This is a genomic window from Dongia sp. (genome assembly GCF_041909655.1).
In the GTDB taxonomy this organism is placed as follows: Bacteria; Pseudomonadota; Alphaproteobacteria; order Dongiales; family Dongiaceae; genus Dongia.
Window position 1 is genome coordinate 126644 of record NZ_JAYRDA010000002.1, and the last position, 25493, is coordinate 152136.

Sequence of the window (25493 nt, forward strand, 5' to 3'; positions counted from 1 at the left end):
GCGCGAGTTCCGGGAGCGAGAAACCCAAACGTCCGAACCCTTGTACAGGTCAGCAAGCCTTTGCCCCGCAATATCGTCGCCTTCATTTTCGCCCGCGGTGGATCGAAGGGGGTCCCGCGCAAGAACGTGCGGCCCATTTCCGGGAAACCGCTCATCGCCCATGCCATCGCGGCAGCAAAGGCCGTGCCGGCGATTTCGCGAATTGTGGTGTCGACCGACGATGCCGAGATCGCGGAAGCCGCCCGTGCCCATGGTGCCGAGGTGCCCTTCATGCGTCCGGCGGAACTGGCGACCGACAGCGCGTCGGAATGGCTGGCCTGGCGCCATGCGGTTCAATTTGTCGAAGATCAATCCGGGCCGATCGACCTCTTCGTCTCGGTCCCCACTGTCTGCCCCTTGCGGACCGGCATCGATATCGAAAAATGTATCGCGCGCTTCGATAAGGGTGATGCCGATCTGGTGCTGACCACCATTCCCGCCAAGGCCAATCCCTATTACACCCTGATCGAACTCGCAGCGGACGGCGCGCCGCATCTGGTGAAGCAGCCGCCCGCCGGCATCAGCGGCCGGCAGCAGGCACCAAAGGTCTACCAGATCGTCGCCGGCTGTTATGTGGCCCGGCCCGATTTTATCCGAAGCCACGATGGCATTTGGGCGGGACGCTTGCGCACAGTCGAGATCGCGCCGGAACATGGCGTCGATATCGACGACGAGATCGATTTCGCCTTGGCGGAATTGCTGCTCGCGCGGCGCGACGGCTAGGCCGGCAGATCGCGGAATTCTTTGAAGACCAGGCATGGCCAGTCGGCAATACCACGCAAGGTGGCGAGGATGCGTTCTGACGCCTGACCGTCACCATAGGGATTGACCGTGCCCCGTAGCTGCAGGGTCAGGGCTTTGTTGATCGCAGCGCCGATCGCGGTGCGGGCCGGCGCGCAATCGATCACCGAGGCAGCGCGCGGCCGCCCTTCCTGGCGCCGTCCGATATTGACACTCGGCACATCGAAACTCGGCGCCTCGTAAAGACCGCTCGACGAATTGCCGACGATCGCCGCGGCATGCTTCATCAGGCTCTGGAACGTGAGTGGCGCCAGCGAGGCATGGGCACGCGCGCCGGCATGCGTGGTGACGAAGCCGCGGATGAGGTCATTGAGAGCGTTCCCCTCCGCATCGGCATTCGCATAAGTGAAAATGAGGCCGATCTCCGGCGGCAATGCGCCAAGAGCCGCCAGCAGCTCGCCCATCTGTGCCACACTCGGCACCGGATCGAGTGTCACTGGATGAAAAGTGACCAACAGGAATCTATGCGGAATCTCATAGCCAAGGGCGGCGGACAATGCCGCCCGGTCGAGGTAGCTCGCCTGTTTAATGAAATCGATGCCAGTCGAGCCGACATTGAAGACGCGCTCAGGTATCTCGCCCAATTGCCGCACACGCCGCGCGGCGGCGTCATTGGTGACGAAATGCAAGCTTGCCATTTTGGTGATGGCATGGCGGAAGCCGTCATCGAGCGCACCGTTGGTGACGTCGCCACCGCAGAGATGTGCGATCGGCACCCGCTGCACGAAAGCCGCCTCTGCGGCCGCCAGGATCTCGAAGCGGTCGCCCAGCACCAACAGCATGTCCGGCCTCAACGTCTCGATAACGTCGACGAAGCCAAGGATGCCTCTGCCGATGGCTCGTGCTATCTCGGCGGGATCGTCAGCTTTCCCCAGGACCGGCACCTGTGCCGCCAGCGGGAAGCCATCCCGCGCGAACTGATCCACGGTATGCCCGAACTCCTGCGACAGATGCATCCCGGTCGCCGCCACGGACAGACGAAAGGCGGGGTCAGCCGCGATCTGGCGCATCGGCCAATAGAGCAGCGCATAATCCGCCCGACTGCCGGAGACCGCCAGGATATGCCGCTGCGCCGACATCAGGCCGATTTCGGATTGAACAATTGCGGTGCACTCGGGATGTTGATAATGCGCGGCTGGATCGCCTCTGCGACGTTTAGTGGCATGCGCGGCGATGCGCTGAACATCGGCAGCGTGTGGTTGAGGCGCCAAAGGGCACGGCACATATAACCAGCCCCATGCGTCGCCTTGAGAATCGTGTCGCGCTCGCCGGCATCCTCGGGCGCCAGCACCGCCGCCATCAGCCAGTAATTGCTCTTCGCATAGTCCGGCTCGCGCAGCATGGCAAAACGATTGGTCCCGGCAAAGGCCGCTTCGTAGCGGGCCTGCAGCGCACGCTTGGCCGACAGGCGCTCCGGCAGGGTCTCCAGCATGGCACAGCCCAGGGCTGCGTTGAGGTTCGGCAGGCGGTAATTCCAGCCGATCTCCTCATGGATGAATTCGAAGGGGTGCGGTGTCTTCGCCGTGGAGGTGAGGAAACGCAAGCGCTGGCCCAGCACCGGATCGCGCGTCAGGATGGCGCCGCCGCCGCCCGTAGTCACCACCTTGTTGCCGTTGAAGCTGAGGCAGGCGATCGGCGCCAGCGACCCGCAGGGCCTGCCGCGATAGGTGCTCCCCAGCGATTCCGCCGCATCCTCGATCACGGGCAAGCGCCAGCGTTCGGCGACGGCGAGGAGCGCATCCATGTCGACCGGATGGCCGAAGCAATGCATGGGGAGGATCGCCGCCAGGCGCCTGCCGGTGAGGCGGTTGCGCGGGCCGTCAGGAGTAAGCTCGGCAATGTCGTCGAGGTAATCGGCCAGCTTCGCCACGTCGACGCCCAGCGAGCGAATCTCGCTGTCGATGAAATGCGGCATGGCGCCGACATGGGCGATGGCGTTGTTGGTGGCGACGAAGGTAAGGCTGGGCGAGAGGACCTCGTCACCCGCCTGCACGCCGATCACGCGCAAGGCCATTTCAATGGCGACCGTGCCGCTGACGACGGCCGCACAGGCCCCGGCCCCCGTGAGGTCGGTCAGCATTTCCTCGAATTTCAAACCGAAGGCCCCGTTATAGGAAACCCAGCCGGAATCGAGGCATTGCTGCACATAGGCCCGCTCATTGCCGGTGAAGACCGGCTCGTGCAGGCCGACCGGCGTGGCGATCCCCGGCAGGGCCGCCTTCAGGGCCGCCAGGAAGGTCTGCGACAGGGGGGCCGTCATGGGGGCTGGCGCGGTGCTGAGAACGGTTTGAGTCATGATAATCCGGTGAAGTCGGGCCTACCGCCCCAAACCATCAATTTGCGCTTGAAATTCAATGGCTAGTGGCATGAATTGCGGCGGAGTATAACGTTTGCGCGGGGGGTGGTACAGACTCCCTGCGCGGGGGAACGAGACCGAGATGGCGGAAACCGAGACAGATCGCGTCGAGATCATCTGCGAGGCGGGGGTCAATCACAACGGCGACCTGCCGCGTGCCTTGGCGCTGGTCGATGCCGCGGCGGCGGCCGGCGCCGACGTCGTAAAGTTCCAGACCTATCGCACTGAGTCGATCGTCACCCAGGCAGCACCCAAGGCCGCCTATCAGAATCGCAACGCGCCGGAAACGGCCTCGCAATTCGAGATGCTGAAAGCGCTGGAACTGGATGCCGCGGCACACAAGGCCCTGATCGCCCGCGCCCGAGAGCGTGGCATCGGGTTCCTTTCGACACCCTTCGACCTTCCTTCCTTGCGCCTCCTTACCGAATTGGGCCTGACCCGGCTCAAGGTCTCCTCCGGCGATCTCACCAACGCGCCCTTGCTGCTGGAGATGGCGCGCTCGGGTGCCGACCTCATCCTGTCGACCGGCATGGCCGATCTCGCCGAGATCGGCGAGGCGCTCTCAGTCCTCGCTTTTGGATATATCGGCAACGGGCAACCCGACCGATTGGCCTTCGCCGCCGCTTTTGGCAGCGATGCCGGGCAGCTTGCTTTGCGGCAGCATGTGACGTTGCTCCATTGCACCAGCGACTACCCGGCGCAGGTCACGGACGTCAATCTGCGGGCGATGGATACGCTGGCCACTGCTTTCGGCCTTCCCACCGGCTATTCCGATCACACGATCGGCATCGAAATCTCGGTCGCAGCGTCGGCGCGGGGTGCCAAGGTGATCGAGAAGCACATGACCTTGGACAAGAGCCTGCCGGGTCCCGATCACAAAGCCTCGCTGGAGCCCAGCGAGTTCGCGGCGATGGTGGCGGCGATCCGCGCCGTCAGCAAATCCCTGGGCTCTACCGAGAAAAAACCGAGTGCGGCGGAAATGTCGACGCGCCAGGTCGCACGCAAGGCCATTGTCGCGGCACAGGCCATTGCCGTCGGCGAAGCCTTCAGCCTGGAGAATCTGACGACCAAGCGCGCTGGCGGAGGACTGGCGCCGGTGACGCTCTGGGACCTGCTCGGCGCCCGGGCAAAACGCGCCTATGCCCCGGATGAGGTGATCGAACCATGAAGAAACCTATCGCGATCCTGGGTGGCGGCGGGCATGGCCGCGTCGTGCTCGACGCCCTACGCCTCGCCGGCTTCGAATTCCTTGGCATCATCGACGCCAAGCCGGATTTCATGCCGCCCCAAGGTCTGCGGCATCTGGGCGGCGATCTCGACGCGGTATCGCCGGCGGATTGCGATCTGGTGCTCGGCATCGGCTCGGTCGATGTGGGTGCCCAAAACCCGCGCCCGCGCCTCTTTGCCGAGGCAAAGGCACGCGGTTTTCATCTCCCCGCTTTCGTCCATCCGGCCGCCTTTGTGGCCGGCGACGTCATCCTGGGGGAAGGCGCGCAGATTCTGGCCGGCGCCATCGTGCAGGTCGGCAGCCGGGTCGGCAGCAATGTCATCGTCAACACGCGCGCCTCGGTCGATCACGACGGCATCATCGGCGACCATGTGCATCTGGCGCCGGGCGTCGTTCTCTCCGGCAATGTCGAGATCGGGGCGGGCAGTCATCTCGGTACCGGCGCCATCGTCATTCAGGGCATGAAGATCGGCGTGGAGAGCATGATACGCGCCGGCTCGGTAATCACGAAGTCGGTGTCTGCAGGCGGCCGCGTCTAGGGCTACGCCCGACGGGCGAGATGCTCTCGCCACGGCTTGCTGTGCCGCGAGATATAATGGTCGATGAATTCTCCGACCAGTTGCGACGACATTTTTCCATCTTCAACATAGGAATACTCCGCAAAGCGCCGCAGCCGCGCGGCGCTGTCGCCCAGTGGACTGACGCGGTTCTCCAACAGATCTTCGAGCAATTGCGCCAGCTCAGCACCCGATTCCGGAAAGAAGGCGACCTCGCGATCCCCTGTGCGCGAGTAATGCAAACCGGAGGCCTCGGCCGAGCGGCGCGAATCGCCCCAGGTCGGCACCGCGACGCCCGCGCCGGAGAGTAGGGCCTCCACCACTGCCGTCGAATTGAAACCAACCACGATTTTCGATTCGGCAAAGAGAGACGGCAACGGCTCCTCGGAGACGACGTCGATCGGCGCGTTCCGTAACCTGGGATGCCGCTGGAAATGCAGGGCCACTTCGTTCTGCTTCTTCACCTTCAGGACGCAACGCAACTGGCCGCGATGCCGTTCAGCAAGATCGATGAAGCCATCCAGAACCTCCCGGAAATTCTCCGGCGCGAGATAGAGCGGGTCGCCGTAGGAGACCAGGGTTACCGTGCGGCGCGCGGCAACATCGATCATCGCAATGTCGCGCCAGGCATCAAACCTCGGCCAGCCGGTCAGCCATACGGCGCCAGCGTCGAATCCGCCCGTCTCGTAGAGCGTATCCCGGGTCGGTGCTGACGCTACTGCAACGCCTGCGCCGCCATAGACAAACTTTGCCGCTTTATACTGCAACTTGACCATCTGCGCCGAGGCTGGCCAAAGATAGTTCTCGCGGCTCAGCACCAGGAAGGGGATGCCCAGTTCCTTGCACCCCAATCGTATCGCGTCGTCCTGCCAATAATCGGTATTGGCGGCCATGACGGCATCGATCCTGTTTATCTGCGAAGCCTGTTCCAGGAAGCTCCGGCCAAACCTGGAGAGCAACGGTCGGGAAGCCTCAAGAGGACCATTCAGGTAGTCGCCGAAAAAAGTCTGCCGGCGCCATTGCGGCGGAATCCAGCGCTCCTGATACTTTTTGATGGTTGTCGCGCGGGCGACCGGAAAATTGTAGGGAAGCCGCTTGCGCAGCTCGACTACATCTTTGCGGAACAATGCCCTGTCCAGGCAGAGAATGGTCGGGCGCTGCGGGTCGACACCATGCCATTCCATCTTTCGCACCACCCGGCGCGCGCGATCCTCGACGCCCTCGCCCCGGCTGTTCGCCCATGCCCGCAAACGGTAGATCCAATCGCCAAACCGGGGCGTGATGACCTTGTCCAGGCCGCGATCCGGGTAACCGGCGGGGTATTGCGTATCGACCATGAAAGCTACTTCCAAATCTGACCAAACGAACTCGATCTTGCCTCTTATTAGCGGTAATCCGGCCTTCCCGCAAACCTCCGGCCCAATCCCTTTGGCACCCGCGTGGGGCACTGATTGACGCTGTTTAAGTCAGCCGGTAATAGTCGAACGCTGAGAATGAAACCAAGCGTTTTTCAGAAGAAAGCCCGTCAATGATCGATATTTCCGTGCTGTCCGAATTGCTGCAAGGACAAAAAATGCAATGTGTCGACGTCGGCGCCCGCGGTGGCATGCAGAAGCACTGGATGCCATTTGCCTCATTGCTTGAGCTCGACGCCTTCGAGCCGGATGCAGCGGCCTGTGAAGCACAGCGCAAGATCGCTCCACCATCAGAGCACTGGCATCCTTTCGCGCTCGGCGACCGGAACGGCCCGGGAACCCTCTATGTCGTGCGCAAACCTTCCTCTTCCTCGCTCTATCCGCCCAACAAGGCGATCATGGATTCCTACACTCCCAAGGGCTACGGCGATTTGATGAAGGAAGTGCCGGTCAGCCTGTCGCGCCTGTCGACGGTCCTCACCCAAGAGAATCGCCCCGCGCCGGACTTTATCAAGCTCGACGTCCAGGGTGCCGAGCTTGATGTGCTCAAGGGTCTGAACGATGAGCACTGGGGCAACGTACTGGGCCTCCAGGTCGAAGTCGAATTCGTCGAGGAGTATTTGGGCCAAGCTCTATTCTGGGACGTCGACGCCGCCATCCGCGCGCGCGGCTATGAATTATTCGACCTTCTGCCGGTCAAGATTTACCGGGCGAAGAACGGCCGTGAATTGCATTACCTCAAGGAACATCTTGGAATCGCGCGTAACCGCACGGATATTTCGCGACGCATGATCGCCGGCGATGCCTTCTATCTGAAATCCGCGCAAGCGGTGCTGGAGGCGGGTGGCGTTGAGCTCGGCAAGTATCTGATCATCCTGCTGATGTACCGCTGTTATGATGAAGTATTGTGGATGGCCGAACAAGCTTTGGAAAAGGGAGCGATCACGGCGGCCCAGCGCAACCGGCTGATTGCCCTCACACGAGAGTTGGCGCCACGTCCGGCGCTACTCCAGCGATCTGATTGGCTGGGCAAGCTGGCGCGGCGCCTCAACAAAAGATTCGGCTTCCGGGGCCGCAAGGCGGATTTCTGGCTAAATCGCAGTTGGGATTTTTAGACGGCGTCCAGAACAACCAGGGTTATTTCTGCCTTGTTCGCAAATCCTCCACCTGTTCCGGCGTCAGCGGGCGGATCGCACGATCCTTCAATAGCAGATAGAGCTTCGCGGTCTCTTCCAGTTCCTCGGTCGCATATTGCGCATCAAGGAGCGTCTTTCCCGCCACCACGGGACCGTGATTGGCGAGCAGCACCGCATGTGCCGTGCCGATCTTCGCCGTCACCGCATCGGCGAGCTTTTCATCGCCCGGCGGGAAATAAGGCACCAACGGCAGCTTGCCCACGCGCATGATGTAATAAGCCGTGAGCGGCGGCAACACATCCTCGGGCGGCACGTCGGCAAGGATGCTGACAGCGACGGAATGCGTCGAATGAAGATGTACAATCGCCCCGGCGTCACCCCGGGCACAATAGACGCAGCGATGCAGGAAGGCTTCCTTGGTCGGTTTGTCGCCGTCCAGATGCTGGCCGTCGACGGTGATATGCGACAGACGCGCCGGATCGAGTTCGCCCAAAGACATGTTGGTTGGTGTCGCCAGCAAGGTGCCGTCACCGAGGCGCACGCTGATATTGCCGCTCGAGCCGAAGGTGAGACCTCGATCGAACAGCGACTTGCCGATCCTGGCGATGGTGTCACGCAACTTCGTCGTTTCGGATAGGGTCGTGGCGCTCATGCGAGTACCTTCCAGGCTTTGAGGAAGAAGTCCGGCGCACCGAAATTGCCCGATTTCAGGGCGAGCGCCAAGGGCCGCCCTTGCAGGCTGGTCGTCCAGGGCACGCCGGGATCGATCTCGGGGCCGATGCGGAGCGCTTCGACACCGAGAGCCGCTACCACCGCGCCCGAGGTCTCGCCGCCGGCCACCACGAAGCGGCTGAAGCCGCGCGCGGCCAGTTCCTTTGCCGTCTCGCCCAGCAGATGCTCGACCATATCGCCCGCCGCTTGCCGCCCCAACTTCTCCTGGATCGCCAGCACCTCGGCAGGATCGGCGCTGGAATAGACCAAAGCCGGTTTCGCGGTACTCGCATGTGCCGTCACCCAGTCGACGATAGTGGCAGCAGTGATCTTTTTCTCGGCGACCGCCAACGGGTCGATGCGGAAGCTAGCGATGCCGGCTTCCTGCGCCTGCGCCACCTGCTCACGCGTCATCGCCGAACAGGAGCCGGCCAGGATTACGGGTAGGCCCGCAGGCGCCTGCAAGGTGGCGGTCGCCACGTCATGCGGCAGCAGCCCGGCGCGGCGGAAATTCTCGGGCAGGCCGAGGGCGATACCTGACCCACCGGTGATGAGCGTGAAATCAGCCGATGCCTCGCCGATATCGCGCAGATGCTGATCGGTGATGGCATCGACGACGAGGTAGCGCAGCCCCTCAGCGATTGCCTGCTCATAGCTCGCTCTGATGGCAGCGACGCCGGCATTCACGATGGCAAAGGGTAGCAGTCCGACCTTATGCCGTGTCTGCGCCCCCAATACCCGCATCAGATTGGCATCCCGCATCGGCGTCAGCGGATGATCCTTCATCGGGCTGTCGGAGAGCAACTGGTCGCCGACGAAGAGATGGCCCTGATAGATCGTGCGCTTGTTGGTGGGAAAGGCCGGACAGGCGATGGTGAGCTTCGCCTCCAGTTGCTCGAGCAGCGCATCGCCGACCGGCCCGATATTGCCTGAAGCGGTCGAATCGAAGGTCGAGCAGTATTTGAAAAGGAATTGCCGCGTCCCGTTCGCTTTGAGCCAGGCAGCCGCCTCGCTGGACAAGGCAATCGCTTCGGCAGCGGGGATGGTGCGGGATTTGAGCGCCACGACCACCGCATCGACCGAAGCCAGATCCATCGGGCTCTTCGGCGTGCCCACGACCTGCACGGTGCGCATGCCACCACGGGAAAGTGTGAGAGCGAGATCGGTCGCCCCGGTGAGATCGTCAGCAATGGCACCCAGAAGCATCTTGGTATCCTGTCTTGATAGGAAGCGCCCGCTGTTAGGCCGTGGCGCCCTTGATGAAATCGAAACCGACATCGGTAATCGACGGCACCTCGCGGCCTGACAGACGGTCAAGCACGCATTGTCCGGCGAGGGCGCCAATCTCGCGCCGCCGCGTTAGGACGGTGGTGAGTGGCTGCGGCAGCGCCTGGCCGATATCGAGGCCGTTGAATCCGATGATGGCGAGCTGATCTGGCAATCTGACGCCTTGGTTCATGCAATGGAACACGCCACCGATCGCCATGTCGTCATTGAGGAAATAAACAGCCTCGATCTTCGGATGCAGTTTGAGGAGCTGCGACAGCCCGGTACGGCCGGCCGCGACCGACGAGGCCCCCGGCACGATCACCTCGCCCGCCAAGGCGTGGCCCGCCTCGTCGAGCGCATTCAGAAAGGATTCACGGCGTTTGCTGGCGCGTAGATCCCGCACCAGATCGTGACCCACGAGGCCGATACGGCGATAGCCGGCGCCGAGCAGACGCTGTGCCGTCTCCTCGCCCACGCGCTGATGCGACATGCCGACCGCGATGTCGATCGGCTCGCCAGCAATATCCATCAGCTCGACCACCGGCACGCCGCAATTGCGCAGCAGCTTGATCGTCTCTTTCTTGTGCTCCAACCCCGTCACCATCACCGCGGCGGGCCGCCAGGAGAGCAGCGCCGAGACGGCCTGGTATTCCGCCTCCAGGCTGTATTCGGTGACACTCACCATGGCCCGGTAGCCATGGGGCGCCACGGAATCATGAATGCCGTTGAGCACGTCGGGGAAGACGATGTTGCCGAGCGAGGGCAGGATCACGCCGACGAGGTCGGACCCGGCCGACGCCAGGGATCCGGCAACGCGGTTGGGCACATAGCCGATCTTGCGGATGGCCGCTTCCACCCGCTTCAGCGTCTCCGCCGCGATCGGCCCTTGCCTGCGGATGACGCGCGAAACGGTGATCCGGCTGACCCGCGCCTCCCGCGCCACATCGGTCAACGTGACCGCCGGCCCGGTCTGGCCCTTGCGCGCCTTACGCTGCGCCATGTCGGTTCCCCAATGCTTGACCCTATCGAACGATCGGGACTAAGATTTTCGGATGTTACCGCTACCATTCCCCGACATCAAGCCGGGTAGATGCCCCCGGAGGACAGAGACATGGCCGCTTCACCCGTAAAGACCACGAAAATCGCCGTGATCGGTCTCGGCTCGATGGGATTCGGCATGGCGATCTCTTTGGCACGCGCCGGATTCGACGTGACCGGGGCCGATCGGCAGGCGGCCCTCCGCGATCGCTTTGCCAGCGATCATGGCAAAGCAGCCGAGTCACCCGCCGCCGCGGCCCGGGATGCGGAGATCATCGTGACGGTCGTGGTCAATGCGGCGCAAACCCGGGAGGTTCTGTTCGGTCCCGAGGGTGCCGCCACGACGGCCAGGAAGGAGGCAGTCATTATCTCCTCGGCGACAATGGGTCCGGCCGACGCCATGAGCCTTGCCGATCAGTCGGCTGCGCAAGGCCTCCTCTATCTCGATGCCCCGATCAGCGGCGGCGCCCAGCGCGCGGCAGAAGGCGCCCTCACCATTCTCGCCTCCGGCAGTGAGGCGGCCTTCGCGAAGGCGCGCCCGGCGCTCGATGCGATGGCGGCCAAGCTTTATCAACTGGGCGACGAGCCCGGCACCGGTGCCTCCTTCAAAATGATCAACCAGCTCCTGGCCGGCGTGCATATCGCCGCCGCCTGCGAGGCCATCACTTTTGCCAAGCAGCTCGATCTGGACATCGCCAAGGTCTATGAGGTGATCACGGGTTCCGCCGGCAATTCCTGGATGTTCGAGAACCGCGTGCCCCATGTGCTCGACGGCGATTACACACCCAGAAGTGCCGTCGACATCTTCACCAAGGATCTCGGCATCATCAACGACATGTCGCGCGCGCAGAAATTTCCGACCCCGATCGCCGCCCAAGCCCTGCAAATGTTCCTGATGACCGCCGCCGCGGGCATGGGGCGCGACGACGACGCCTCCGTGGCGCGGCTTTATGCCAGGATAGCCGGCCTTGAATTGCCGCAGAAATCACCTTCCCGCTAGACCGGACGAGACTTTTCCGATGCCCAATTTCGCCGCCAATCTCAGCTTCATGTTCAACGAATGGGATTTCCTCGATCGCTTCGGGGCGGCGGCCGATGCCGGCTTCACGGCGGTCGAATATCTCTTCCCCTACGACCATGCACCGGAGGTAATCGCCACCCACCTGCAGCGGCACAAATTGCGCCAGGCGCTCTTCAACTTCCCGCCCGGCGATTGGCAGGCCGGCGATCGCGGCCTCGCCGCTCTTCCCGACCGGCGCAAGGAATTCACCGTCGGCATCGACCAGGCCTTGCTCTATGCCGAGACACTCTCGGTGACGCGCCTCCATGTCATGGCCGGCCTCGCCGATGCCACGGATCCCAAGGCGCTTGCCGCCTATCGCGATGCACTGAAGCTGGCTTGCGAAAGGGCCGCACGGAAGAACATCACCATCCTCATCGAGCCGATCAACGGCCGCGACATGCCCGGCTATTTCCTCAATCACTTCGGCCGGGCCGCCGATATCATCACCAATCTCGGGCTGCCGAATCTCCAGCTGCAATTCGACATCTACCATCGCCAGATCATCCATGGCGATGTGCTGACCAGCTTGAAAAGCCTGCTGCCGATGATCGGCCATGTCCAGATCGCCTCGGTCCCGGCCCGCAACGAGCCAGGCAGCGGCGAGTTGGACGATTTCCGAATTCTCCGCACACTGGATGCGCTCGGCTATCAGGGCTATGTCGGCCTGGAATACCGGCCGGCCCAGGGGACGCTCGCCGGCCTTGACTGGTTTGACACCTTCAAGGCCGGCTGATCCTTTTCCTCAGCCGCGGCCGACGAAGGGCATCTGGGTCGCCATCACCGTCATGGTGAGGACGTTGGCATTGAGTGGCAGGCTTGCCATATAGGCCACGGCATCGCCGATATGCTTGGCGTCGATGGTAGGTTCGACCGCCGTCGAACCGTCCGCCTGCAGCACGCCGGTCGCCATCTTCGCAGTCATCTCGGTCGTCGCATTGCCGATATCGATCTGCCCGCAGGCGATATCGAATGGCCGGCCGTCGAGCGCTGTCGATTTGGTCAATCCCGAGATCGCATGTTTGGTCGCCGTATAGGGCGCCGAATGCGGCCGCGGCGTCGTCGCCGAGATCGAACCGTTATTGATGATGCGACCACCGCGCGGCGATTGCGCTTTCATGATCTTGATGGCCTGCTGTGTACAGAAGAAAGCGCCGGTCAGGTTGGAAGCAACGACCGCGTTCCATTGCTCGGCACTGAGTTCCTCCATCGGAATCGCGGGAGCGCCCACGCCGGCATTGTTGACCAACAGATCGAGGCGGCCCCATTTTGCCTTCACCTTCTCGAACAAGCCGGCAACCGCCTGAAAATCGCCGATATCGGCCGAGACCGGAAATACATTGGTACCGCTGGGATCGATCTCGTTCGCCGCTGCCTCGATCATCTCCTTGCGGCGGCCGACGATGGCAACCTTGTAGCCGCTGGTCAGCAGGGCCTTGGCGATGGCCTTGCCGACACCCGTGCCAGCACCGGTGACGATGGCTGTCTTGATACTCATGTCGTTTCCCCTTGATGCGATCAGGTCAGGCGAGCTTGCCGCCGAGTTCGTCTTCGATATGGACGCGGATGATCTCGTCGAACGAGCTTTCCGCCTTGAAACCCAGGGCCAAAGCACGCTCCGGCTTGAAATCGCGCGGCCAGCCGGCGACGATCTTGTCGATCACCGGATCCGGCACCCGGCGGATAAGCTTCACCGCCTTGTCGCCTGCGGCGCGCCGCAGGGCCTCGATCTGCTCTCCCACTGTAGCCGAAAGGCCTGGCAGGCTGATATTGCGGCGTGTGCCCATGCGTTCTGTATCGAGCGTTGCGGCATGCAGCAGGAAACCCACGGCTGCGCGCGGACTCGCATGCCAGTGCCGCACGTCTTCCGAGACCGGCAGGATCGCTTCCTGCCCAGCGAGCGGTTCGCGCAGGATGCCGGAGAAGAAACCCGAGGCTGCCTTGTTGGGTTTCCCCGGACGGATACAGATGGTGGGAAGGCGGATGCCGATCCCGTCGAAAAAACCGCGCCGCGAATAGTCGGAGAGCAGCAATTCGCCGATCGCCTTCTGGGTTCCGTAGCTGGTGAGCGGGGCGGTTAAGAACGTGTCGTCGATCTTCTCCGGAAAGGGCGCGCCGAAAACCGCGATCGATGAGGTGAAGACGAGGCGCGGCTTGTAGGGCGCCTTCACACCCTCAAGCCGTACGGCATCGAACAGATAGCGCGTGCCGTCGAGATTGATGCGGTAGCCCTTGTCGAAATCGGCTTCGGCCTCGCCCGAGACGATAGCGGCAAGATGGAAGATGAGATCGGGCCGCGTCGCAATCAGCTTCTCGGCCTCGCCTGGTATCGACAGATCCGCGGTGACGCAGGAGACCTTGCCGCTGAAGCTCGCAGGCGTGCTGGGCGGCACGACGTCGACCAGCGTCAGCTTCTCTACGGTACGGTCGGCGAGGCCACCTTGAGCGACGAGGCGGTCGGTCAGCTTGCGACCGACCATGCCGGCGGCACCGATGATCAGAATATGCATATAGTCAGAACCTTCTGAAGTTAGGCCTTCGCGCGCAGGCGCGTGACGGCATAGGGAGGCAGTTTAAGTGTCTGGCCGCTGGCAGGCGACAGGCGATCGAGCAGCGCATCTTCCCGGCTGGCAGCGACGAAATTCCCGGTATCGAGAGTCGCTTGCGCCTCGATTCCGACATTGAGCCGCAAGTTGAGCGCAGCACTGGTGAGATTGGCAAGCCAAAGCTCGAGCCCGGCGGCACTTTCCAGGGCGATGCCCTGGACGTCGCCTGGTTGCGAGATGTCGAGGCGCCGCACGTGCCGGCCCTTCTGGGCGGCAAGGCCATGCAACACATGGAAGAGGGGAAACATACCGCCCGCCTCGTCGAACCAGGGCTGTGGATAGGAAGCAGGTGTGTAGACTGCGCCGAACGGGCCGGTAAGAGCGCCCAGCGCAATGGCCTCCGCGCCGCCATAGGTGAAGCGCGCGATATAGCCGAGATCCCAGGCCGCCCCCAGCAGGCCACGCTGGCGCGGATCGTTCCAGTTCATGGCCTGGCGGATATTTCCAGGATTCTGCTTTGGCTTGTCGCCATAGGGATTGGCGCGCATACCGATGGCGGAGGGCCCGACCACGAAAGGCTTGGGTGCCGCGATGGCGGCGGCACTGGCCGCGATGGAGGGCAGTGCCTGCAGCGATTCCATGACCGACCGGTCATCGCCCGCATGAACCATGGCCGAAGTCGTGAAGCTCACGACATCGAGCAAGGCCACCGGCGGCCGCTTGCGGTTGAGCTCGGTGAAATAGCTGAACATGCCGCCGCCCAGGCGGGTGCCAGGAAAAGCCGCGCGGGCCGCCTGATAGATCGTCTCGAAACTGGGGCAAGGTGGCCAGACACTCCCCGGCAACGTGCATTTGAGATCGGGGGCCGGCGAGACCAAGACCGTGGCGAAGGGCGATCCCAGCTTGGCAACGACCATTCCCAATTGCGCGATCTCGGCGGCAGCGTCGTCGATCGACGTGATGATGGCTTCCAGCCAGGGCGTCGCGCCGATCGCTTTGACGACGTCGATCTGTCGCTGCAACGTGGTCGCGTCATGGCCGCGTCGCGGATCGTAATGGCAGATCATGTGATCGAGGCCGAGGTGCCGCAGCGATGCCGCCCGCTGCATGCTGCTGTCGATATCGTCGGGGTCGAGGCCGGCACCGATAGCCGGCATTTGTCCCGCCGGCGCGCCGAGAGTGACGGCGATCTCGCCCGGCGCCGCAGCACCTTTGAGTCCTCCCGAAATGGTGAGCGTCACCGCCTGATCGATCTTGTCGCCGGCACGCAGAGTATAGGGCCATGGCAAGGCAAGCGGGCGCACATAGGTCTTGTAGGAGGCATCCGTCCAGTTGCGCTGATCTTCCATCTCGTAGGTGTCGCCTTCCATGAGACAGGTGACGCGTAGTCCCGGAGCCGCTTCATGAGTGAGCGCACGCAAATCCATCATTGGCTGTACCGGGTCGATGATATCGGGGAAGGTGCTCTGCACCACGCTGCCATCGACGTGGCGAATCTCGACCGGTGCGCCGGCAACACCTTCGACGGGATGCAACACGACAAAGCCGGTGCGATTGGTGAGAAAATCGGTGACCGCCTCTCCTTCTCCCTTGAATACGAGCTTTCCGTCGGGACTGCCCTCTATCACCGCGCGGTAGCGAAAGGTCTGCGTGGCATCCGAGGTGACGGCGTCATAACTCACCCGGAAGCCCTCTGCACCCTCGCTCACCACAAGATTGCTGATCGCCGGGTTATAGGTGCCCCAATCCTTGTCGCGCACGATGAACGAGACAGCGCGCATGATCTCCACGCCGCCATAGCGGATATAGCGGAGATTTCCGGCCTCGAGTTCAGCCGTCAACTTCCCCGCCGCGAGCAAACGCGGTGGTGTGACCGCCTCTTCCGTGCCGAACAGTTTGACGGCAAGTGTCGGATCTTGGCTCATGCTTCTTCTCTCTCAGATTTCGCTGGCTCTAGCGATTGGAGCGCCAGTTGACCAGCCGTTCCACCAGCAAGGCGATGATGATGATCGAGCCGATGGCCGAGCCCTGCCAGAAGGGCGAGACGCCCAGCAGATTGAGGCCGTTGCGGATCATCACCATGATGAAGACGCCAATCAAGGTCCCGATGATCGAGCCGCGTCCACCAAACAGGCTGGCTCCGCCGATGACCACGGCGGCGATCGCGTCCAGCTCCATCTGGTTGCCCATCAAGGGGTCAGCCGAGAGCAATTGCGCAACGGAAAAGGTCACCGCCACGGCCGCCAGGGCGCCCGAGAGGATATAGGGCAGGATCGAATAGAAGAGGACGTTGAGACCAGCCGCCCGCGCCGCCTCCTTGTTGGAGCCCACTGCATAGATCGTCCGGCCGCCCTTGGTATAGGTGAGATAGGCCCAGGCAATGAGATAGAGCACCAGCAGAAAGATCACGTTGCTGGGAATGCCGAAGATCTCAGTATAGACGATATCGGAAAGGGCCTCGGGGATGTTCGAGATCGCGGTCTGGCCGGAGAAGATATAGGCAAGGCTCCGGGCGATCGCCATGACGCCGAGGGTCACCACGAAGGCCGCGAGACCGAAATAGGCAGTGAGGATGCCGGAGATAAGGCCGATCCCCGCCCCGGTCAGCACGGCGAACAGGATCGCGACCGGAATCGGAAATTGCTGCAGGGCGAGGCCCAGCACGATGCCGGTCATGCCGGCAACCGAGCCCACCGAAAGATCGATACCGCCGGTCAAAATCACCAGGGTCATGCCGACGGCGACGATGCCGATAACCACCGATTGGTCGAGCAGGTTGAAGATATTGTTCGCCGTCAGGAAATAAGGAGACATCAGGCTGAGACAGATGGCGATAACGATGGCAAGGCCCAGCATGCGCACTTCCAGCCGCCTTGTGAGGCTGCGGAAGAATCGCTGGGCGGAGGTCGTGTTGGTCGACATGAACTGACGGCCTTCTCTCAAAGTATCAATCGATGGCATTGAGGGCGGCGATCCGCGCCTCGATGGCTTGTGGCGGCGGCAGATCGGCGGCGGCCGGCAAGGCGAGGCCAATCCAGCCGAGATCGCTGCCGCGGCGGCTGCGCATGGGCAGGATCAGCGTAGCATTGTCGCCAGCGTCCTCCCGTACGAATTGGGCTTCACGGCGACGCAGAGCCTGGGGAATATGGGTAACGTCGATCGCGCGCGCCTCGCCCGGACGCAAACCCGTCGCAACCGGATTGGTGGCGTCGGCCTGGCTGAGACAGATCACCTCATCCTGCTCCAGCAACGCCCAGAAGGCGGTACCCCCAAAATCGGAGGTCAGTCGCCGCAGGAATTCCGTGTTGCGCGCGGTCGAGGTGCGGGGTGCTGCCAGCAAGGTGAGCTTCTCTTCGTCGAGCGAGGCGGTTGGCAGATCGGCGATGCTGACCCCATCGCTGATCACGACGATGCGCTCCGCAAGGCCCAGCAATTCTTCAAAATCGGACGAAATCAGGATGACGGCGACACCGTCCGCCGCGATCTCGCGCAGGATGGCATAGATCGACGCACGGGTGCCGATATCGACACCCTTGGTGGGCTCGTCGAGGATCAACACCTTGGGCTCCAGCAGCAGCCAGCGGGCCATCACCACCTTCTGCTGCATGCCGCCGGAAAAGGTGAGCAAATTGGCATCGAGCCGATCTGCGGGAAGATCGAGACTCTTGATAAGGGCAGCGAGTTTCTTCTCACGCGCCGCATAACCCAGGCCGAAGCCGCGATGAGCGCCGATATGGGCGAGGAGCAGATTCTCGCGCACGGTCAGATCAGGCACGATGCTCTGCACGCGGCGGTCTTCAGCCACCAGACCGATTCCCGCCTTGATTGCGTCTGCGGGTTTCGTCGGGTTGATCTCGCGCCCATCCACTTTGATGACACCACCGCGCCGCGGGCGCAGACCGAAGATCGCCTCCGCCGCTTCCGAACGGCCGGCACCGACCAGACCACCGAGTCCCAGGATCTCACCGCGCCGCACGCTGAAGGAAATGTCACGCACGGCTGGCGGTGCGGAGAGATGGCTCACTTCGAGTACAACCGGCAGGACTTCGCCCGCTGCATGGACCGGCGCCTGGGTGTAGACGCTACCCAAATCCTGGCCGACCATGTGCCGAACGATATCCGATTGCGTCAGGCTCGCGGTGGGCAGGGCATTTGCAACCGTACGCCCCTCGCGCATGATGGTGACGCGGTCGGTGATGGCAAAGACTTCTTCCAGCCGATGCGAGACGAAGATCAGCGCGCGGCCGTCATCGCGCAGGCGCGCCATGATGTCGAATAGGCGTTCGACCTCGCTGGGGCTGAGAGAGGCCGTTGGCTCGTCAAAAATCACCAGATTGGCATCGAGTGCCAAAGCTTTCGCGATCTCGACCAATTGCCGCTGTGCCGCCGAGAGGCGGCGCACCTCGAGATCGAGCGGGAGCGCATGTTCATGGCCGAGGCGCTCCAGTATTTCCGTGGCGCGGCGCCGGAAGACACCATACGACAACCTTGCAGGTCGCCCGAGCTCAGGCAGAAAGATGTTCTCCAGCACTGACATATCGGGGGCGAGGCTGGTTTCCTGGGCGACCAGCGCAATGCCGAGGCGCAAGGCATCGCGTGTAGTGGCTGCTTCGAGCGGTGCCCCGCGAAAGGTCACCTCGCCAGCATCGCGGCGCACATGGCAGGTGATGACCCGCGACAAGGTCGATTTGCCGGCACCATTGGCACCCAGCAGGCCGTGGACCTCGCCGGCCTTCAATTCGAGCCCGGCATCGACCAGTGCGCGCGTCTTGCCGAAGCTCTTGGCGACATTGCGTGCCACGAGCACCACATCCGATGGCTTGTTGGACGGCTGATCAATCACGGTGTCTCGGTCCCAGAACGAAGATTGCAAGAACAAGAATAAGGGGCATTCGATGCGCGGTCCAAGCCCGACCGGAGGTAAACCGGTCGGGCCTGACTCCGCAACGACCCTTACTGAACTTCGTTCGCGAACACGGTTTCCTTCACCGTCGGCAGCAATTCATCGATGTTTTTGCTGGTGACGACCAGGATCGGCACAGTCACTTCCTTCTCCGGCGTGCCACCTTCGAGATGGGTAAACATGGCTTCGGCCGAACGCACGCCCATCAGATAGGGCTGCTGCATGCCCGAGACGACCAGCTCGCCGGATTTCAGCAGCGGGACGAATTCCGGAATGCCGTCGAAGGCCGCGACCAGAACCTCGCCGGTACGACGGGCCGCCTTGATCGCGCGCAAGGCACCGATCGCCGGCTGGTCGGTCTGCACGAACATCCCGCGCATGTTCGGATTCGCGGTCAGCATGTCCTGGCTAAACTTGAAGGTCTCGTCGGCGGTATAGGATTGCATCTGCTGCAAGCCCGCATCGCCGGTGATGCCACCGGCGGCCAATGCGTCCTTGAAGCCCTTGGTGCGGGCCTGGCCGTTCTTGCGCGCCTGCGAGATCGAGACGATGCCGACGGAACCGTCCTGCCAGCCCTTCTCGGTCAGCATTTCAGCCATGGCCTTGCCGACGCCATTGGCGCCTTCGTAATTGTCCGAGCTGATGAACGAGACGAAATCACCGCTATTGGTGCCGATATCGGCGATCACGACCGGAATGTTGGCGTCCTTGGCAAGCTGCAGGACGCTAGGTGCCGTCGAGCTGTCGGTCGGCGAAATGACGATGCCGGCGACACCGCGGGCGATCGCATCCTGTGCGTTCTTCAGCTGATCCTGGGCGCTGTTATGCGAATCGAGCGCCTGGAAGCCATAGCCCTTTTCCACGGCAACCTTCTCGACGCCTTTCGACAGATAGCGCCAGAAAGGCAGATCGAGACCGGGCGTCAGATAGACGATTTCCTTGGATTGCGCTGCAGCCGGTGCAGCGGCACCGAAGTTCAGCGTAGCTGCGACTGCCGCCATGGCAGCAAGGCTTACAAAAGTACGACGTTTCACGATGGGTTTCTCCTCCCGAAAAGACCGCCGCTGGGATCGCGGCGGCAATTGTTTGATTTTTGACGTTGGGCGCGCACCGTCCCTCCCGCGACGGCATTCATTCCGGCTAACGACCGGATTTGCTGTTGGCTGATTTTCCGGATACGTCCAGAATCGACCGCGTGGTCACATAGATTCGGTCGAGATGATGGCCGAAAGCCGCAAGAACTGCTTGCGGATCATGTTTTTCCAGCGCCGCGACGATGGCGACGTGTTCCTGGTAGCTCTTGGCGATGGCCCCAGGCTGCGCCATGACACGCCGACGGTAATCCATCATGTAGGTGTAGAGGTCGGTCACCAGATCGGCGAGCAAAGGATTGCCGCAGGCGCGATAGATGGTGACATGAAATTCGCGGTCGCAGATCAGAAACTGCACCGGATCGTCGGTGCATTCCGCCTGCGCCCGCAGCGAGTTGTGCAGCCGCTCCAGCGCCGCGTCGGTGATCCGCGTTGCCGCGTCCTCGACGACCTGACGCTCGATCAGGAGACGAGTTTCATGCACCGTTTCCAGGTCGTAGCTGTTGATCACCGCATGCTGCGCGACGCCGACATGAAAACCGCTGAGATCCGTGCTGACGACACGGGTGCGGGCACCCTGGCTCACTTCGACGACACCGCGCGCCGCCAGGATCTGAATGGCACCACGCACGGTCTCGCGGCTGACGTCCAAGGCCGTCGCAAGCTCGCGCTCGCTCGGCAATTCGTCATCGATATGGAGCACGCCGGAAGCGATGAGAGCCGCGATCTTGTCGCTGATGATGTCCTTGGCCGTGCGCTTGGTAAGACTGCGGCGCAGATCCTTGGCCTCGGCCAGTAGCAATTGATTGGTCTCGATCGCGATCATCTAACGGACATCCGAAACTGTACTGCTGGTCCATCAACCAGACCAGTTGGAGACTGGAGAGGAATCGTTGCGGTGTCAAGACGGCCGGCGGCAGGCTGCTCAATGCCGCCGCGCGCCCGTCGTGAATTGAATTATTCCGTTGTTTCTTAGAATATTACGTGTCGTCGCCGCATCAGGCGATACGGCACCAGGTCCGTTTCCGGGCCGAGCGGGCGATGCCGTGAATGACCCGCTCGATATGGAGTCCGCGGGCGAAATCGACCAAAGGAGCCTCCGCGCCCTGGATCACGCGCAGGAAATGGGCGGCTTCAATCACTTTGAGATCGTTGAAGCCAAGGCCATGCCCGGGTGCCGGGCAGAAGCGGTCATAGGGCGCATGCAACGGCCCGGTCAGGATGGTGCGGAAGCCGCGTGTTTCTTCCAGGCCTTCCGCCTTGAAGAACTGCAATTCGTTCATGCGTTCCTGGTCGCAGGCGAGGTGCCCGCCGCTGCCATGGACTTCCCACATCAGATGGTTCTTGCGGCCCCAGGCGACGCGGCTGGAGCTGAGCACGCCGGTAAAGCCCGCCTCGAAGCGGACAAGTGCCTGGGCGATATCCTCGTTCTCGACCGCGCCCATCTCGCCCGGCTTGCCGCCAGACACGGGGCGCTGACGATAGGCGATATCTATATCAGCGCAGACCTCGGCAATCGGCCCGGCGAGCGTGACGGCGATCGAGACCAGATGGCACATGATGTCGCCCAGCACACCCAAACCAGCGCTCGCGGCGCGGCAGCGCCACGACCAGGGGATGTCTCCATCGGCCATGTAATCTTCATCGACCACGCCGCGCATATGCAGAATGCGCCCAATCTCGCCCGCCTCGATCAGCTGACGAGCATGACCGATCGCCGGGTTCTGGGCATAATTATATCCTAGCAAGGTTTTACCGGGCGCCAGCATCGCCGCATTCGCCATCGCCTCCGCATCGTCGAGGGTCAGTGCCATCGGCTTCTCGCACCAGACATGCTTGCCGGCGGCCAGAGCCGCCAGAGCCATCTCGCGATGCTCGGCATTGGGCGAGGTGATGGAAACGACCTGTACCTTGGGATCGTCGATCACTTCGCGCCAATGCGTGGTCCAGCGTTGAAAGCCGAATTGCGCGGCCTTGGCCTTGGCGTTCTCCGCATCGAGATCACAGAGGATGTTGAGGACCGGCTTCGGCACATCCCCGAAAGTGGGCAGGACAGCATTCCAGGCCATGGCATGGCACTTCCCCATGAAACCCGTGCCGATAAGGCCGATTCCGATTTCCGACATGTCGCTTTCCGTGCCCCTAAACCGTTCCGGCGAGTTCGGCCGAGAGATCCTGCAATTCCCGGCCGCCGGCCATCAGGTTCTGCAACTCGTCGAGTTCGATCTCGCTCTTGGCATAGGTCCCAAGCGTCTTGCCCCGATTAAGGACGGTGAACCTGTCACCGACCGCATGGGCATGACGCACATTGTGGGTGATGAAGATGACGCCGAGCCCCTTCTGCCGCACCTGGAAGATGTATTTCAGCACCATCGAGGTCTGCCGCACGCCAAGGGCCGAGGTTGGCTCGTCGAGGATCAGGACCTTGGCGCCGAAATAGACCGCACGGGCAATGGCAACGCATTGCCGCTCGCCACCCGACAATGTCCCCACCGCCTGCTGCGGATCGCGAATATCGATGCCGATGCGCACCATTTCCTCCCGCGCCACGCGATCGGCAAACTCCATGTCCATGAAGCGGAAGGGGCCGACGCGTTTCAAGGGTTCGCGTCCCATGAAGAAATTGCGCGTGATCGACATCAGCGGGATCATGGCGAGATCCTGATAGACCGTGGCGATACCGGCATTGAGCGCATCGCGCGGGCTTTCGAAGACAACCTTGTTTCCCTCGACCAGGAAATCGCCGGAAGTTGGCTTATGAACACCGGAGAGGGTCTTGATGAGCGTCGATTTACCGGCGCCGTTGTCACCCAACAGACACAGGACTTCGCCGGCATTGACCGCGAGCGAGATGCCGTTGAGCGCGATCACAGGGCCGAAGGATTTGCCGATATTGCGAACTTCGATCAGTGGGGCGTTCATTTCAGCGCTCCCCCGTCACGCGGCGGCGGACGAAATTGTTGAACAGCACCGCGATCAACAGCATGACACCCAGGAAGACGCGGAACCAATCGTTGTTGATGCCGGTAAAAAGGATACCGATCTGCACAACACCGAAGATAAGCGCGCCAAGGCAGGCACCCAGTACAGAGCCATAGCCGCCGGTCAGCAGGCATCCCCCGATCACGGCGGCGATGATCGCTTCGAATTCCTTGAGGAGGCCGCGATCCGCCGCGGCCGAGCCGAACTCGAAGACCTGGCAAGCGGCATAGACCGTGGCGCAGAAGGCGGTCAGCATGAACATGGCGATCTTCACCGCATTCACCGGCACGCCGACATTGCGCGCGGCCTTGGCATCGCCGCCGCTGGCAAAGATCCAATTGCCCCAATGGGTACGGCTCAGCACGATGCTGGCGAGGATGGCAATGATCGCCGCCCAGACCACCACCATGGGAATCCCCGATACAGTCGGCTGGCCGTTCGGGAACCGGCCGATGATCTCCTGCGCGGCCAGGAACTCAAAGACCGGCGCGCCGATCTTGCCGCCAAACAGCCAGCCAACGAAAGTCCCCTCGGCAGCTTCGACCATGCCGCCGACGATGGTGCGGTTGGCGAACATGATCGAGAGCGCGATGGTGAGGCCACGCAGGATGAAGAGGAAGGCCAAGGTCACGATGAAGGACGGCAGCCCCGTCCGGATGACGATCAATCCGTTAAGAAAACCGATTGCGAGCGCCCCTATGAATGTAATGACGACCGAGGCCCAGACCGGTAGGCCGAAATAGATGGTCGGAATGGCGATCATCATGCCGGCAAAACCGATCATCGAGCCGATCGAAAGGTCGAATTCGCCGGCAATCATCAGCAAGGCGGCCCCCACCGCCAGGATCATCAATTGCGACGAGACAGTCACCCAGTTAAGCACACCATCGGCATTGAACATGCCCGACCCTTGCGCGGCGAAACCGAAGAACAGGAAAACCAGTACAGCCCCGGCGACCGCCCCGAATTCCGGCTTCGACAGCATGCGCCGCATGGCCGATTCCCGCCCCAGTCTCTCGTCGGTCCTCACATCCGCACTCATACCCAACCTCGCCTGCCGCTCAAGTCTTCAAGAATACCGAAGAAAGTGCGGCCCGGCGATTGCGCACCGGGCCGCAAGTTCAGGAGGCGCCGGATCAGCGATATTCGCCAGCCAGCTTTTCCACAGTCGCGACATTGTTCTTGGTGACAAAGCCCGGGCCGGAATTGACGTGATTGCTCGGCATGATGCCATAGCGGTTGAACAACGTCAGGAACACGACCGGCAGGTAGCCTTGCAGATAGGGCTGCTGGTCGATGGCCGATTCGATGACGCCGTCCTTGATCGCCTGGGCGATGTCGGGCGAGAGATCGAAGCTGATGAAGTTGTACTTGCTGGCCGAACCTGAATCCTTCAGCAGCTTGATGGTCGGCTCGGCCGAATTAGGGCCGAGCGCCAGGATGCCGTTGGTATCGGGGTTGTTCTGCAGATAGGCCTTGGTCTTGTTGTAGACGTCGGTGGGATCAATGCCGGAATCGAGCATCTGATTACCCAAGTCGACGCCAAGCGCATCGGCGTAGCCCTGGCAGCGTTCCACCGAGGCGGGGTTGGTGATGTAGTGGTTGATGCAGAGGAACTTGGTAACGCCCGCCGCCTTCGCACGCTTGCCGGCGCCGAAGCCCGCATCGTATTCCGGCTGGCCCACATGGAGGAGCGCACCCAGTTTCTCGCTCTGCTCCTGCGTCCCCGAATTCACCGTGATAACCGGAATGCCCTTGGCGATCGCGTCCTTGATCGGGCCCTGCAGCACGTCGAAATCGGCGATTGTGGTGATGATGCCGTTGGGATTCGAGGCCGCAGCCTGCTGGATGATGCGCGCCATATCGGCGAGATCGCCCGAGGGCGGATTGCGGTACTCGACCGTCACCTTCATATCGCCTTCGGCGTTCTTGAGGGCAGTCTTGATCGTGTTCCACCACGAATCGGAATCCGGCGCGTGGCTAACGAAGACAAAGCGCTCGCCATCCGCCGAGGCCGGCCCGGCCATGGCAACCGCGAACAAGGCGGCCGCGGCAACCAGGGTTGATTTCAACAGGGTCTTCATAATGCGTTTCCTCCCGCTCGAAACATTGTTTGTTGTTCCGCGGCGGCATCGTTGGTCGATGCCACCGATCTCCGTGCCGATGGGAGGAAAGTCCATCGCGTGAGCGTATCGCCCTGCGATTGACGGTTGACCCTCCCAACGCCATCCCGGTTGCCAAGGTGACAAACAGGAATGTTCTTTTTAATTTTTTTATCTAATGGAAAATATTTTCCATTTATTGCGAGGTGTGTCAATACTCATTTCTATCGCTAAGTTGACGGGGTAACGGAGCATGGCG

23 protein-coding genes are annotated in these 25493 nt (G+C 62.2%); 6 read left to right on the forward strand and 17 right to left on the reverse strand.

The window, feature by feature from the left end; all coding sequences use genetic code 11:
- Window positions 1-60: 60 nt before the first annotated feature.
- Window positions 61-762 carry a cytidylyltransferase domain-containing protein gene (locus ACE3PR_RS03800; protein WP_374368357.1) on the forward strand — a complete coding sequence of 234 codons (702 nt, stop codon included), beginning with the start codon at window positions 61-63 and terminating at the stop codon, window positions 760-762.
- Here ACE3PR_RS03800 and neuC read toward each other — a convergent pair.
- Both neuC and ACE3PR_RS03810 read right to left on the reverse strand, forming a co-directional pair.
- Complete coding sequence (neuC, locus tag ACE3PR_RS03805) at window positions 759-1919, reverse strand: UDP-N-acetylglucosamine 2-epimerase (RefSeq protein ID WP_374368360.1); 1161 nt, start codon at window positions 1917-1919, stop codon at window positions 759-761. The two genes, ACE3PR_RS03800 and neuC, sit on opposite strands and share 4 nt — an antisense overlap.
- Window positions 1919-3136, reverse strand: a complete 1218-nt coding sequence (locus ACE3PR_RS03810; protein WP_374368363.1) for a LegC family aminotransferase — start codon at window positions 3134-3136, stop codon at window positions 1919-1921. Before ACE3PR_RS03810 ends, neuC begins: the two co-directional genes overlap by 1 nt.
- Window positions 3137-3278: 142 nt before the next feature.
- Between ACE3PR_RS03810 and neuB the strand changes: the two genes are divergently transcribed.
- Together neuB and ACE3PR_RS03820 are read left to right on the forward strand one after the other, a co-directional pair.
- Window positions 3279-4364 (forward strand): N-acetylneuraminate synthase, encoded by a 1086-nt coding sequence (gene neuB / locus ACE3PR_RS03815; RefSeq protein ID WP_374368366.1) that lies wholly within the window; start codon window positions 3279-3281, stop codon window positions 4362-4364.
- Window positions 4361-4963 (forward strand): acetyltransferase, encoded by a 603-nt coding sequence (locus tag ACE3PR_RS03820; RefSeq protein ID WP_374368369.1) that lies wholly within the window; start codon window positions 4361-4363, stop codon window positions 4961-4963. Before neuB ends, ACE3PR_RS03820 begins: the two co-directional genes overlap by 4 nt.
- A 2-nt stretch (window positions 4964-4965) precedes the next feature.
- On the opposite strand, the gene ACE3PR_RS03825 is transcribed toward ACE3PR_RS03820, so the two are convergent.
- On the reverse strand, window positions 4966-6318 hold the full coding sequence (locus ACE3PR_RS03825; RefSeq protein ID WP_374368372.1) for a hypothetical protein: 1353 nt from the start codon (window positions 6316-6318) through the stop codon (window positions 4966-4968).
- A 191-nt stretch (window positions 6319-6509) separates the two neighbouring features.
- Between ACE3PR_RS03825 and ACE3PR_RS03830 the strand changes: the two genes are divergently transcribed.
- Window positions 6510-7511 (forward strand): FkbM family methyltransferase, encoded by a 1002-nt coding sequence (locus ACE3PR_RS03830; protein ID WP_374368374.1) that lies wholly within the window; start codon window positions 6510-6512, stop codon window positions 7509-7511.
- A gap of 22 nt (window positions 7512-7533) precedes the next feature.
- Here ACE3PR_RS03830 and otnC read toward each other — a convergent pair whose 3' ends face one another.
- The 3 genes from otnC to ACE3PR_RS03845 are packed head-to-tail and all read right to left on the reverse strand — an operon-like array spanning window position 7534 to window position 10512.
- Complete coding sequence (gene otnC / locus ACE3PR_RS03835) at window positions 7534-8184, reverse strand: 3-oxo-tetronate 4-phosphate decarboxylase (RefSeq protein ID WP_374368377.1); 651 nt, start codon at window positions 8182-8184, stop codon at window positions 7534-7536.
- Window positions 8181-9449 carry a 3-oxo-tetronate kinase gene (otnK, locus tag ACE3PR_RS03840; protein ID WP_374368380.1) on the reverse strand — a complete coding sequence of 423 codons (1269 nt, stop codon included), beginning with the start codon at window positions 9447-9449 and terminating at the stop codon, window positions 8181-8183. The genes otnC and otnK overlap by 4 nt, the downstream gene beginning before the upstream one ends.
- A gap of 34 nt (window positions 9450-9483) precedes the next feature.
- Window positions 9484-10512: a LacI family DNA-binding transcriptional regulator gene (locus tag ACE3PR_RS03845; protein WP_374368383.1), complete on the reverse strand. Its 1029-nt coding sequence runs from the start codon at window positions 10510-10512 to the stop codon at window positions 9484-9486.
- A 111-nt stretch (window positions 10513-10623) separates the two neighbouring features.
- Between ACE3PR_RS03845 and ltnD the strand changes: the two genes are divergently transcribed.
- Together ltnD and otnI are read left to right on the forward strand one after the other, a co-directional pair.
- Entirely contained in the window at window positions 10624-11550 is a 927-nt protein-coding gene (gene ltnD / locus ACE3PR_RS03850; RefSeq protein ID WP_374368386.1) for an L-threonate dehydrogenase, read from the forward strand.
- 19 nt (window positions 11551-11569) lie between these two features.
- Window positions 11570-12346, forward strand: a complete 777-nt coding sequence (otnI, locus tag ACE3PR_RS03855) for a 2-oxo-tetronate isomerase (RefSeq protein ID WP_374368389.1) — start codon at window positions 11570-11572, stop codon at window positions 12344-12346.
- A 9-nt stretch (window positions 12347-12355) separates the two neighbouring features.
- Here otnI and ACE3PR_RS03860 read toward each other — a convergent pair whose 3' ends face one another.
- From ACE3PR_RS03860 to ACE3PR_RS03910, 11 genes are all read right to left on the reverse strand, one after another.
- On the reverse strand, window positions 12356-13108 hold the full coding sequence (locus ACE3PR_RS03860) for an SDR family oxidoreductase (RefSeq protein ID WP_374368392.1): 753 nt from the start codon (window positions 13106-13108) through the stop codon (window positions 12356-12358).
- A gap of 25 nt (window positions 13109-13133) precedes the next feature.
- Window positions 13134-14120, reverse strand: a complete 987-nt coding sequence (gene denD / locus ACE3PR_RS03865) for a D-erythronate dehydrogenase (RefSeq protein WP_374368395.1) — start codon at window positions 14118-14120, stop codon at window positions 13134-13136.
- A 20-nt stretch (window positions 14121-14140) separates the two neighbouring features.
- On the reverse strand, window positions 14141-16081 hold the full coding sequence (locus tag ACE3PR_RS03870; protein WP_374368398.1) for a hypothetical protein: 1941 nt from the start codon (window positions 16079-16081) through the stop codon (window positions 14141-14143).
- Between the two features lie 28 nt (window positions 16082-16109).
- Window positions 16110-17078, reverse strand: a complete 969-nt coding sequence (locus ACE3PR_RS03875; protein ID WP_374368400.1) for an ABC transporter permease — start codon at window positions 17076-17078, stop codon at window positions 16110-16112.
- A 25-nt stretch (window positions 17079-17103) separates the two neighbouring features.
- A complete protein-coding gene (locus tag ACE3PR_RS03880) occupies window positions 17104-18999 on the reverse strand; it encodes a sugar ABC transporter ATP-binding protein (RefSeq protein ID WP_374368403.1) in 1896 nt (631 codons plus the stop codon).
- Window positions 19000-19109: 110 nt separating this feature from the next.
- Window positions 19110-20093: a substrate-binding domain-containing protein gene (locus tag ACE3PR_RS03885; RefSeq protein WP_374368406.1), complete on the reverse strand. Its 984-nt coding sequence runs from the start codon at window positions 20091-20093 to the stop codon at window positions 19110-19112.
- A 106-nt stretch (window positions 20094-20199) separates the two neighbouring features.
- Window positions 20200-20976, reverse strand: a complete 777-nt coding sequence (locus ACE3PR_RS03890) for a FadR/GntR family transcriptional regulator (protein ID WP_374368409.1) — start codon at window positions 20974-20976, stop codon at window positions 20200-20202.
- Between the two features lie 172 nt (window positions 20977-21148).
- Window positions 21149-22276, reverse strand: a complete 1128-nt coding sequence (locus tag ACE3PR_RS03895; RefSeq protein WP_374368412.1) for a Gfo/Idh/MocA family protein — start codon at window positions 22274-22276, stop codon at window positions 21149-21151.
- A gap of 16 nt (window positions 22277-22292) precedes the next feature.
- Window positions 22293-23072, reverse strand: coding sequence for an ATP-binding cassette domain-containing protein (locus ACE3PR_RS03900; protein WP_374368415.1), 780 nt, complete (start codon window positions 23070-23072; stop codon window positions 22293-22295).
- Between the two features lies 1 nt (window position 23073).
- Window positions 23074-24126 carry an ABC transporter permease gene (locus ACE3PR_RS03905; protein ID WP_374368418.1) on the reverse strand — a complete coding sequence of 351 codons (1053 nt, stop codon included), beginning with the start codon at window positions 24124-24126 and terminating at the stop codon, window positions 23074-23076.
- A 142-nt stretch (window positions 24127-24268) separates the two neighbouring features.
- Window positions 24269-25216: a sugar ABC transporter substrate-binding protein gene (locus tag ACE3PR_RS03910; protein WP_374368421.1), complete on the reverse strand. Its 948-nt coding sequence runs from the start codon at window positions 25214-25216 to the stop codon at window positions 24269-24271.
- Between the last annotated feature and the right edge of the window lie 277 nt (window positions 25217-25493).